Origin of the sequence: Gordonia sp. NPDC003585 (genome assembly GCF_040610755.1) — a bacterium.
GTDB lineage: Bacteria > Actinomycetota > Actinomycetes > Mycobacteriales > Mycobacteriaceae > Gordonia.
The window spans coordinates 1-10857 of the sequence record NZ_JBEXMX010000120.1 but is presented as its reverse complement, the minus strand read 5'-3'; the positions used below and the strand labels follow the sequence as shown (position 1 = coordinate 10857).

Genomic DNA, 10857 nt, shown 5'->3' with positions numbered 1-10857 from the left:
GTGGGACCGAGGCCGGACCGCGCTGGGCCGCGGGTGGGGCGCGGACCGGTGACCGGGCCGCGCGGCGGGATCGGATGGCTGCCGGTGGTGCGACGCGGGTCGGGCGTCGGGGGTCGGGCCGACGATGGCTCGCCGGACGGCGGACGCACGGGTGCACTCAGCGGAGCCCGCGGAGGACGCTCCCATGGGGCCAGGCTGCCGGAGCCGGCCTCGGTGGACGATGGAGCCGGTCCGGCGCCACGTGCGTCATCGGCATCGCCCGGGCCGGGCGGCCGATTGCGTTCGTCGTCGGAGGTCACGGTTCCAAATTACCTGTGGCGATCGTCCGGCCGCCGTCAGGAGGCCTGTGACGTCGACTTCTCGGAGTCGATCGTCGTGGTCAGTTCCTCAACACGGGGCACAGTGGCAGACACCGGAGCAGGTTCGCGCCGCGACCGTCGGACCAGCAGGACAGCGATGCCGGCCGACACACTCGCGACCAGCGCACCTGCGGCGGCGATCAGATACTTCTTGGGCATGTGGACAAGACTGCCAGTCGACGCGACACGATGCCAGCGGGGTTGGTCGTGCAGTCTGACCACCGACTTCGTCGCAGATGGTTGGATGGAGGTGTGACCACACCGAATTCTTCTGTAACCATTCACACCAATCGCGGCGACATCAAGGTCGACCTGTTCCCGAATCACGCTCCCAAGACCGTCGCGAACTTCGTCGGTCTCGCCGACGGCAGCAAGGACTACACCAAGCCCAACGCGTCGGGCGGCAACTCCGGACCGTTCTACGACGGCTCGCCGTTCCACCGCGTCATCGAGGGATTCATGATCCAGGGCGGCGATCCCACCGGCACCGGCACGGGCGGCCCGGGCTACCAGTTTGCCGACGAGTTCCACCCGGAACTCCAGTTCGACCGCCCCTATCTGCTCGCGATGGCCAACGCCGGACCCGGCACCAACGGCTCGCAGTTCTTCATCACCGTCGGCCCGACCCCGCACCTGAATCGTCGCCACACGATCTTCGGCGAGGTCACCGACCCCGCGTCGCAGCAGGTGGTCGACGCGATCGCCACCACCTCGACCGACCGTCGTGACCGTCCGCTCGACGAGGTCGTCATCGAGAAGATCGAGGTCAACTGACCGGCCCTCAGTACACGCCACCTCAGGTGGCCGTGTGCTACCGGCACCCCGACCGCCCCACCGGACTGTCCTGCAGTCGGTGTGGGCGGCCGGCGTGTCCGGAATGTCTGCGTCCCGCCGCGGTCGGCCAGCACTGCGTCGACTGCCTGCGCGACGACGGAGTCCAGCGAGGTTCGGCCAATCCGGGACGACGGTCGTGGTCGTTCCGGGCCATCTCGTCGAGCCGGACGCCGTACGCGACCTACGCGCTGATCGCGATCAACCTGATCGTGTTCGGACTGTGCGTTGCCGAGGCCGGTGTCACCGACCCCTCGAACGCGGCACTGTTCGCACACGGTGATCTCGTCAAGGGCATCGTCGGCGACGGTGAGTACTGGCGTCTGCTGACCGCCGGATTCCTGCACTTCACCGTGATGCACGTCGCAGTGAACATGATTTCGCTCTACATCATCGGCCGCGACCTCGAGATCGCCCTGGGCATCTACCGGTATCTCGCGGTGTACCTGATCTCTCTACTCGGCGGCAGCGCTGCCGTGATGCTCTTCGAAGCCGACAACGTCCAGACCGCGGGCGCATCCGGTGCGATCTACGGGCTGATGGGGGCGATGCTGGTGATCGTTCTCAAGGCCCGCGTCTCGCCGACCCCGGTGCTGGTGATCATCGGTTTCAACGTGGTCCTGTCGATCTCGTTGCCGGGCATCTCCCTGATGGCACATCTCGGCGGTCTGGCCTTTGGCGTCGCCGCAACGGCCGCGATCGTCTACCTCCCCGAACTGGTGCTGCCACGCAATCGGCTCGACGCGGCGTCGGCATCGCGGGTGTCGTGGGCCGCGCTCGGCGTTCTGCTGGTGCTGGCGCTCGCTGTCGGGGTCGGCGCAGGAGTCATGTACAGCGGGCCGATGATCCTGCGCTGAAAGGTGTTGCTCCCCCGCAGGTGCCTTCCTCCGCTCCCTGAGGTGTGAGGAGCCCCCACCCGCTGCCTGAGGTGTGAGGAGCCCCCACCCGCTGCCTGAGGTGTGAGGAGCGCTAGCGACGAGCCTCGAAGGCCTGGTGAGAGGACATTGTCGTCTCACCACGGGCTTCGAGGCTCGCAGGCTCGCACCTCAGCCAGCGGGTGGCGACTGTTCGCTTGCACCTCCGGCGGGAGTGGACTCTTTGCTGCTCAGCCGGCGATCGGGGCGTGTCCTACGGCCGCGCGTCGTCGACCGTGAAGCCCGCGCGGCGCAATTCGTCGACCACGGTGATGAGGTCGGCACCGAGATCCCATCGGCTGAAGACCACCAGCCGGGCGTCGTCGCGCGAGCCGGCGCCGTCGGGGAGCAGATCGATCTCCAGCTGCGCGGTCCGGCGTCCGATCCGACGCAGGGCCAGCAGGCGGATGCGTTCGACCTGATCCGGCGCGTAGGTGTGGACGCCGCCGATCGTCCGGATCGTCAGCTGCGGTGGTGACGCCGCAACGGCCAGACGTGGCCGGATGATCAGCGCGTACCCGCCGAAGGCCAGCAACAGGACGCCGGCGACAGAGATCATCAGCAACCCCACCGCGTCGGGAGCTGCCACCAAGGCCACCGCGAGCAGGACGAACCCGGCGATACAGAGGGCTGCGGCAGCGGCTCGGGGGGTCGCCCAAGAGGCGTCGACAGAGTTATCCACAGAAGTTACTCACAGTGGGGATGAATTACACACATGTGATTTCCACAGTGTGGAGAACCTGATGCGGACAATATGCGCAGGTCAGCGCCACCGCATGGTCATCAGGAGGCCGGCGACCATCAGTGAGAAGCCGATGAGGAAGTTCCACGCCTCGAGGTTCGCCATCCAGTGCAGGGGCTGGCCCTCGCCGCCGTACGTGGTGTTGCTCGCGGCCAGGTAGTAGACGACGAGCCAGGCGAGTCCGAGCACCATGAGCCCGAGCATCACGCCCACGTAGATCGAACTGGACGGTCCGGCCTTGACCTTGACCGGGGTCCGGCTGGCCGGGTTGATGGTGTAGTCGGTCTTCTTCCGGACTTTTGACTTCGGCATGACTTCCTCTGTAGTACGACACCGCGCAGTTGGGATGGCTCCCGGCGCGCGCAAAAGCTCTCCTCTACGGTATCTCACCTGGTCGCCGTCGTAACCACCCCTGCTGCGGCGGTAGCCTGTCGGGGTGCAACGCATCCTGGTCATCGACAACTACGACAGCTTTGTCTACAACTTGGTCCAGTACCTGGGCCAGCTCGGTGTCGAGGCTGTGGTGTGGCGCAACGACGACCCGCACTTGGACACCGAGAATCTTGTCTCGGCGACAACCGGATTCGACGGTGTGCTGCTCAGCCCGGGCCCGGGGACCCCGCAGCGCGCCGGCGTGACGACGCCGATGGTGACCGTCGCGGCCGAGCACGGGTTCCCTCTGCTTGGTGTCTGTCTCGGACATCAGGCGATCGGTGCGGCTTTCGGCGCGACCGTCGACCGTGCGCCAGAACTTCTGCACGGCAAGACGTCTCAGGTCGCCCACGACGGCGTCGGCGTCCTCGCCGGCCTACCGGATCCGTTCACGGCCACCCGCTACCACTCACTGACCGTGGTGCCCGACACCATCCCCGACGAACTCGTCGTCACCGGTCGCACCGAATCGGGCATCGTCATGGCCATGCAACATCGGGAGCTGCCGATTCACGGCGTGCAGTTCCACCCGGAGAGCGTGCTCACCCAGGGCGGCCACCGCATGCTCGCCAACTGGCTCGCGGTGTGCGGCATCGAGATCCCCGAAGAGCGCGTCGCCGCGCTGGAAGCCGAGATGGCGGCTGCCATCACGCGCTGAGGAGTCAGTTGGGCAGCAGACTCGCTTGTCCGACGACGATGCTGATCGACCCGTTCTTGCGCACCTTGCTTCCCGGGGCGGGGTCTTGCCCGATGACCTTGCCGTCGTCGGGGCTGCCGAGCGGGACGTTGCGCGTCGACCGCGTCAGCGTGCTGCGATCCCAACCTGCCCGGCTCAGCTCGGCCAAGGCTTGGGCGGGGGTGCTGCCGCGGAGATTGGGCATCACGAACAGGTTGCCGCGCGACACCGAGACCTGCACGACGCTGCCCTCGCTGACCTCGACGTCGGCCGACGGCGACGAGCTGACCACTCGACCGGCAGGCTGGTCGGAGTCGACCTGCACGACGACCATGCGGAGCTGGATCTGCTCGAGATACACCTGCGCCTGCTGCCGGGTTTGACCCACCAGATTAGGCACGGTCACCAGCTTGGGACCGTTGCCGATGCGCAGTTCCACGACCCCGGTCACGGGCACCTCGGTGCCGATCATGGGGGCGGTCTCGACCACCTTGTCCTTCAGTTCGGCGGTCGAGTCGACGCGGACGGTCTTGACGTCGGTGAAGCCGCGGCGTTTGAGCATCTCGGTCGCTTCGGGCAGCGTCTTGCCGCGGACGTCGGGGATCTTCTCGCGTGGTGGACCCGACGATATGTAGAGCGTCACCTCGGAACCCTCGGCGGCCATCACGTTGTCGCCGCCCGGTGTGGTGCGGGTCGCGTGGCCGACGTCGATGGTGGCACTCGGCTCCTGGAGTTCCTTGACCTCGAACCCGGCCTTCTCCAGCGCCGACCGCGCGTCGGGTGTGGTCAGGCCCGCGACATCGGGCACCGAGACCTGCCGGGCGGAGTCGTCGGAGCTCCACGGCGCCCAGAAGAACAGCGCAGCGACCAGCAACAAGACCACGGCCGCGACCGCCCCGAACATCACTGGTTTGGAGCGGCGTCGGACCGCCTGCGGCCCGGTGTCGTCGTCCTCGCGTCGATGTGAACCACCGCCGGCCGCCTCGGCGCGCATGGCCTTGCGTGGGCCGGTGTCGATGAACTCGGTGCGTTCGGCGTCCGACAGCAGCAGCGGCGCCGACGGTTTGCCGCCGGCGAGCACCTTGATCAGATCGGCGCGGAGATCGCCCGCCGACTGGTAGCGGTTCTCCTTGTTCTTGCTCATCGCCTTGAGGACCACGGAGTCGAGTTCGCGCGGGATCTCTGGCTTGACGTGCGACGGCCACGGCGGATCCTCGTGGACGTGCTGGTGTGCGACGGCGACCGGCGAATCACCGGTGAACGGCGGCTCCCCGGTGAGCAGCTCGAAGAGCACGCACCCCATCGAGTAGATGTCGCTGCGCGGATCGACCTTGATGCCGCGCGCCTGCTCGGGCGACAGGTACTGGGCGGTGCCCATCACGGCCGACGTCTGCGTCATGGTCGCGCTGGTGTCGCTCATGGCGCGGGCGATACCGAAGTCCATCACCTTGACCGCACCGGACTTGTCGATCATGACGTTGGCCGGTTTCATGTCGCGGTGCACGATGCCGTTGCGGTGTGAGAAGTCCATGGCGGCGGCGACGTCGGCCATCCACGTCATCGCCTGCCGCGGGGCGACCGGACCGTTGGAGCGCAAGATGTCGCGCAGCGTGTCGCCGTCGACGTACTCCATCACGATGAACGGCAGCGGACCGTCGTCGGTCTCGGCCTCACCGGTGTCGAAGACCTGCACGATGGTCGGGTGGTTCAGCTTGGCCGCGTTCTGGGCTTCGCGCCGGAAGCGCAGGTAGAACGTCGGATCGCGGGCCAGATCGGCGCGCAGCACCTTGACCGCGACATCCCGGTGCAGGAGAAGATCGCGGGCGTAGTGGACCTCCGACATACCGCCGAACCCGAGCGTTTCGCCCAGTTCGTAGCGGTCGGAGAGGTGATGCGGCGTCGACATCATGGTATCGGCGGGAAGGACAACCAGGGCGGTGCGGTCTGAGCGCCGGGGTCGGTGCTCTCGCTCGTCTGGGGTTCGGTGGTCGGTGTGGTGGTGTTCTCGGTGGTCGTGCGGGTCGTCGGCCGCCGAGTGGTGGTCGTCGTGGTCGGCGTGGGGGTGTCGTCTTCGGTCTCGGTGGTCTGCGGCGGTGCGACCGTCGTCGTCTGGAACTGCGTCACCGTCGTCGACGACGGGGTCGGCGCGCTCGCCCCCGACGAATCCTTGGTGAGCAACCAGAAGCCGATCAGGCCGATCGCACCGACGAGCAGCGCGGCGGCCACCCCGGCGAGCACCTTCTGACCGGTGGTCCAGCTGTCATCCGGGGGCGGGATCGGCGTGGAACGGGGGGCGGTCGGCGGGCGTGACGCCGCACTTGCCGGCGCGGTACGGGACAGCGCCGCAGCACCAGCGGCCCCGGCAGCCGCTCCCGCGACCGCTGCGGCACCCGGACGCGGCGGCCGACGACCCGCCCGCACCGCGGCGACGGCGTCGGCGAACTCGCCACCGTTGGCGTAACGCTGACGCGGATCCTTGGCCATCGTGATCTCGATGAGTTCACGCACACCCGACGGCAGGTTGCTCGGCAGCGGCGGCGGGGTTTCCCGAATGTGCTTCATGGCCACCGTGATTGCGCCGTCACCGAGGAACGGTCGGCGGCCGGTGAGCGACTCGTAGCCGACGACGCCGAGCGAATAGACGTCCGACGCCGCGGTCGCCTCGTCGCCGGTGGCCTGCTCGGGCGAGATGTACTGGGCGGTGCCCATCACCATGCCGGTCTGGGTGACCGGTGCGGAGTCCACCGCCTTCGCGATACCGAAATCGGTGATCTTCACCTGGCCGGTCGGGGTGATCAGGATGTTGCCGGGCTTCACGTCGCGGTGCACGAGCCCCTGGCTGTGCGCAGCCTGCAGCGCCCGACCGGTCTGCTCGAGCATGTCGAGGGTGTTGGTCAGCGAGAGCCGGCCGAGACGGGAGATCACCGAGTTGAGCGGCTCACCGTCGACGAGCTCCATCACCAGATAGGCGAGCGCTTCGCCGCCGGCCCGATCGGGTGTCTCGCCGTAGTCGAAGACGTTGGCGATGCCGGGGTTGTTCAGCTTGGCGGTGGTCTGCGCCTCCGCGCGGAACCGTGCGATGAACTCAGGATCGTTGGTGTACTCGGCCTTGAGAACCTTGACCGCCACCCGACGATTCAGCCGGGTGTCGAGCGCCTCCCACACCTGTCCCATACCGCCGGTCGCGATCAGCCTCATCAGGCGGTAGCGATCGGCGATGGTCATGCCGTTCTGCAAGGTCATCGACCTGGACCTCCCACCACTGCGTTGATCACTTCCCGTCCGATCGGTGCGAGATCGGCGCCCACCGACTTCACGCCATTCCTACCGTTTTCCACGACGACCGCAAGGGCCACCTGTGCGTTCGTCGACGGACCGAACGCGATGTACCACGTCACCGGCGTCGCGTTCGGGTCCGACAGTTCGGCCGTCCCGGTTTTCGACGCAACGGTGACAGCGCCGCCGCTACCGTTGGTCTCCTGTTCGGACAGCACCATCATCCGGGTCAGGGTCGACGCCTGATCCGAGGTGATCGGCTGGTTGATCGTCGCCGGTTGAGTGGTCTCGAGGGTGCGCAGATCAGCCGCCTGCAGTTTATCCACCAGGTACGGGCGCATCCGCACGCCACCATTGGCGACGGTAGCGGCGATCATCGCGTTCTGCAGCGGGGTGAGGCGGACGTCGCGCTGACCGATCGCCGATTGGGCGAGCACATCCGGGGAGGTGATCGAACCGACGGTCGACTCGGTCACGGTCATCGGGATGTTCGGTCCGGGCTGATCGATCCCGAACAGCCGGGCGGTCTCGGTGAACACTGTCGTCGCATCTTTCATCTTCGTGGTCACCAGGTCGGCGAACGCGGTATTGCACGAGAACTTGAACGCCGTTTCGAGCGTTACGGTTCCCCCCGACGACCCGGGGCACGTCTCGCCGTCGTAGTTCTCCAAGCTCTGGTTGGTGCCGGGCAGCACGATCGACGGCGACGCGGTCAGCCGGATGCTGGTGTCGATCCCGTCGCGCAGTGCGGCCGCCGACGTGATCACCTTGAACGTCGATCCGGGCGGGTAGAGCTGGTTGATGGCGTGGTTGAGCGTGGGCTGACGCGGATCCTTGGTCAACCGGTCCCAGTTGCGGAACTGCTCGTCGGCGTCGTGGCTGGCCAGCAGGTTCGGGTCGAAGCTGGGTGTCGAGACCATCGCGAGGATCTTGCCGGTGTTCGGTTGCAGCGCCACCAGCGAACCGCGGCACGGACCGTCGCACGGCCCGTTGCGCAGGGCGTTGTAGGCGAGCCGCTGGATCCGGGGGTCGATGGTGGTGACGACATTGCCGCCGCGCGGATCACGGCCGGACAGCATGTCCATGAACCGTTGACCGAACAGCCGGTCGTCGGAGCCGTTGAGGATGCTGTTCTCGGCATCCTCGATCTGGCTGTTGCCGTAGATGTGCGAGAAGTAGCCGGTGATGGGTGCGAACCCGAACGCCGTCTCCCCCGGATACACGCGTTGGAACTTGAAGCGGCCGTCGGTGGGCACCGAACTGGCGATCACGGTGCCGCCAGCCGTGATGAGACCACGCTGCCGGGAGAACTCGTCGAGCAGGATGCGGTCGTTGCGGCTGTCGGTGCGCAGGCTGTTGGCCTTGAACACCTGGACGTAGGTCGCGTTGGCCAGTAGTGCCACCATCATCAGGATGACCGCGACCGACACCCGTCGGATCGGCTTGTTCATGCGCGGGTCACCGCCTGCGTGGGCAGCGATTCGACCGGCTTGGGTGCCGGTCGGCGATTGGCCGGATCGGGCTCGCGGGCCGCGTTGGAGATCCGCACCAGCAGGGCCAGAAGAATGTAGTTGGCCAGCAGCGACGACCCGCCGTACGACATGAACGGCGTCGTCAGACCGGTCAGCGGAATGAGTTTGGTGACGCCGCCGACCACCACGAAGACCTGCATCGCGATGGTGAACGACAGCCCGGTGGCGAGCAGTTTGCCGAAGCTGTCGCGGACGGCGACGCCGGTGCGCAGTCCGCGCATGATCAGCACCAGGAACAGCAGCAGGATCGCGGTGAGGCCGGCCAAGCCGAGTTCCTCGCCGATCGTCGCGATGATGAAGTCGGTGTTGGCGAACGGGACGGTGTTGGGCCGGCCCGACCCCAAACCGGTGCCGAGCAGGCCGCCGGTGGCCAGGCCGAACAGGCTCTGGCCGATCTGATAGCCGTCGCCGTAGAAGTCGGCGAACGGGTCTCGCCAGATGGACACCCGGAGTTGGAGGTGGCTGAACAGCGAGTACGCCAGGACCGCCCCGGCCGCGAACAGCGTCAGACCGATCACCAGCCAGCTGACCCGTTCGGTGGCGACGTACACCATCGTCAGCATCGTGGTGAAGATGAGCAGCGACGTGCCGAGGTCGGACTCGAAGGCCAGCACGCCGATCGCGATCGCCCACGCCGCCAGCAGCGGTCCGAGGTCACGTGCGCGCGGAAAATCCATCCCGAGGAAGTGTCGGCCTGCGGTGGTGAACAGGTCGCGCTTGGCCACCAGGAACGCCGCGGTGAAGATGATGATGAGGATCTTGGAGAACTCGCCGGGCTGAATGTTGAAGAAGGGCGTGCGAATCCAGATCTTGGACCCGTTGATCGTCGACCATCCGGCCGGCAGGATCGCCGGGATCGCGAGGAAGATGATGCCGCCGAGACCGAGGGTGTAGGCGTACCGAGACAGCGTGCGGTGATCGCGTACGACGATGAGGATCGCCGAGAAGGCGATGACGCCGAGGAACGCCCAGAGCAACTGCTGGTCGGCGTTGCTGGTGTGTTCGGTGGGGACGGGTGTCTCGTTGGATGCGGTGCCCAGGTCGAGCCGGTGGATGAGCACCAGGCCCAGCCCGTTGAGGACGGCCACCACCGGCAGCAGGATCGGGTCGGCGTGGGGTGCGTACCGGCGGATCACGAAGTGCGCCGCACCGAACAGCAGGATGTAGGCGCCCACGTACTTGAGGATCGCCCAGGTGATGGACTGCCCTTGTGCGGCTTGCACGATCAACAGCGCCACCGTGACCAGGCCGATCGCGAACACCAGAAGCAGAAGCTCGGTGTTGCGGCCGGTCTGCTCGTTCGGTTGACGCGGGGGTGCGTGCGGAGCGGGCGCGGACTGGGTCATTTTTGTCGGCAGTCCGGGTAGCCGACAGGTGGGGTGTTCGGCACGGTGCCGGTGGCGTTCGGATCGTCGAGCGGGGGTCGCGTGGTGGACGGTGCCGGAGCGGGGTTCGGGCGCGTCGGCGCCGTGGTGGCGCCCGGAGTCAGCGTCGAATCGGCTCCGCCGCCGCCCGGATATCCGGGTTGGTTGCTCGGCGTCGTCGTGCCGGTCCGCGGTGGCGGAGTGCTCGTCGGCATGTCCTGGCACACCGGAAGCAATTCGCCGCTGATCGAGTTCTCGACCTCGTCACGACTGAGGTTCTTGATCTTCAGGTCGACGATCGACTGCGCGGTGGCCTGTTTCAGATCGAGCAGGCGCAGGGTGCGGGCACATTCCTGGCCCTCGTCCTTGAAGACGATCTGCGGCACCATCTGCGCGTCGGTCTCGATGCATCCGTTCGCCGCAGGCCGATTCATCGTGCGGAAGAGGAACTCCTCCGGCGAACCCTGACGGATCACGACGTTGCCGTCGGTCAGGTTGTTGACCTGGGTGGTGTCGGTGGCGGTCGCGTAGTAGTTGCTGTAGATCGTCGCCCGGATCACGAAGTACCCGATGACGAGTGCAGCGACGACGATCAGCGCCACGCCGAGTGCGATCCAGCGGCCCAGATGACTGCGGCGGCCGGTCGGCGCCGGCTCGTCGAGGACGGTGGGGCGCAACGGTTCCGCGGGTGGCGGCCGCAGCGCAGCGGCGCGTCCGGCCGCGGTCTTCGG

General features: G+C 67.1%; 10 protein-coding genes and 2 pseudogenes. 3 read left to right on the top strand and 9 right to left on the bottom strand.

Annotated elements, in window-relative coordinates:
- Positions 1–299: pseudogene (locus tag ABZW74_RS22750) on the bottom strand (hypothetical protein); the annotation flags it as partial.
- Between the two features lie 36 nt (positions 300–335).
- Positions 336–518: a hypothetical protein gene (locus ABZW74_RS22745; protein WP_355279562.1), complete on the bottom strand. Its 183-nt coding sequence runs from the start codon at positions 516–518 to the stop codon at positions 336–338.
- Positions 519–611: 93 nt separating this feature from the next.
- Here ABZW74_RS22745 and ABZW74_RS22740 point away from each other — a divergent pair, with 93 nt between their 5' ends.
- Together ABZW74_RS22740 and ABZW74_RS22735 are read left to right on the top strand one after the other, a co-directional pair.
- On the top strand, positions 612–1133 hold the full coding sequence (locus ABZW74_RS22740; protein WP_240860456.1) for a peptidylprolyl isomerase: 522 nt from the start codon (positions 612–614) through the stop codon (positions 1131–1133).
- A 32-nt stretch (positions 1134–1165) separates the two neighbouring features.
- Complete coding sequence (locus ABZW74_RS22735) at positions 1166–2047, top strand: rhomboid family intramembrane serine protease (protein ID WP_240860454.1); 882 nt, start codon at positions 1166–1168, stop codon at positions 2045–2047.
- Between the two features lie 271 nt (positions 2048–2318).
- On the opposite strand, the gene ABZW74_RS22730 is transcribed toward ABZW74_RS22735, so the two are convergent.
- Together ABZW74_RS22730 and crgA are read right to left on the bottom strand one after the other, a co-directional pair.
- Positions 2319–2786, bottom strand: coding sequence for a PH domain-containing protein (locus ABZW74_RS22730; RefSeq protein WP_240860453.1), 468 nt, complete (start codon positions 2784–2786; stop codon positions 2319–2321).
- An 81-nt stretch (positions 2787–2867) separates the two neighbouring features.
- Positions 2868–3158, bottom strand: coding sequence for a cell division protein CrgA (gene crgA / locus ABZW74_RS22725; RefSeq protein WP_240860452.1), 291 nt, complete (start codon positions 3156–3158; stop codon positions 2868–2870).
- 124 nt (positions 3159–3282) lie between these two features.
- Between crgA and ABZW74_RS22720 the strand changes: the two genes are divergently transcribed.
- Complete coding sequence (locus tag ABZW74_RS22720) at positions 3283–3936, top strand: aminodeoxychorismate/anthranilate synthase component II (protein WP_240860451.1); 654 nt, start codon at positions 3283–3285, stop codon at positions 3934–3936.
- Between the two features lie 4 nt (positions 3937–3940).
- On the opposite strand, the gene pknB is transcribed toward ABZW74_RS22720, so the two are convergent.
- The 5 genes and pseudogenes from pknB to ABZW74_RS22695 form a co-directional block, all read right to left on the bottom strand.
- Entirely contained in the window at positions 3941–5860 is a 1920-nt protein-coding gene (gene pknB, locus ABZW74_RS22715; RefSeq protein WP_240860450.1) for a Stk1 family PASTA domain-containing Ser/Thr kinase, read from the bottom strand.
- Complete coding sequence (locus ABZW74_RS22710; RefSeq protein ID WP_240860449.1) at positions 5860–7197, bottom strand: protein kinase; 1338 nt, start codon at positions 7195–7197, stop codon at positions 5860–5862. Before ABZW74_RS22710 ends, pknB begins: the two co-directional genes overlap by 1 nt.
- Entirely contained in the window at positions 7194–8681 is a 1488-nt protein-coding gene (locus ABZW74_RS22705) for a penicillin-binding protein 2 (protein ID WP_240860448.1), read from the bottom strand. Before ABZW74_RS22705 ends, ABZW74_RS22710 begins: the two co-directional genes overlap by 4 nt.
- Positions 8678–10108 (bottom strand): FtsW/RodA/SpoVE family cell cycle protein, encoded by a 1431-nt coding sequence (locus tag ABZW74_RS22700; protein WP_355279557.1) that lies wholly within the window; start codon positions 10106–10108, stop codon positions 8678–8680. Before ABZW74_RS22700 ends, ABZW74_RS22705 begins: the two co-directional genes overlap by 4 nt.
- Positions 10105–10857: pseudogene (locus ABZW74_RS22695) on the bottom strand (hypothetical protein); the annotation flags it as partial. The gene ABZW74_RS22700 and the pseudogene ABZW74_RS22695, both read right to left, overlap by 4 nt.